General features: G+C 66.9%; 1 protein-coding gene. It reads left to right on the top strand.

The features are described 5' to 3' along the window. Window positions 1-405: ABC transporter substrate-binding protein (locus tag AC1DY7_RS31370; RefSeq protein ID WP_477497660.1), on the top strand; the 405-nt coding region annotated here is incomplete at both ends.

The following is a 405-nucleotide window of genomic DNA, read 5'->3' as shown; positions in this document are numbered from 1 at the left end:
GCGCTAAAAGGTCTCGCCGCAGGCGCCGGTCTGACGCTCGCGCCGGGCTTCGTCCGCTACTCGCAGGCGCAGAGCTCGGCGCCGATCAAGATCGGCTTCCAGTCGCACCGCACCGGCATCGGCGCCGCCTATGGCCGCTGGTACGAGAAGACCAGTGCGGCCGCGGTCAAGGCGATCAACGATGCCGGCGGCATCAACGGCCGTCCGGTTGAACTGGTGATCGAGGATGACGGCACCGACCCCGGCCGCGGCGCCGAAGTGGTCGGCAAGTTCGCCACCCAGCACAAGACCGACATCGTCTTCGGTACACTGTTCTCGCATGTCGTGATCGGCTCCGCGCCCGCCGCCGGCGAAAACAAGATCCCCTATTTCGTCGTCAGTGAAGGCCACCACGTCGCCTCGACC

The organism is Mycobacterium sp. P2_H7 (genome assembly GCF_056403275.1).
This window is presented reverse-complemented; position numbering and strand designations above follow the sequence as displayed.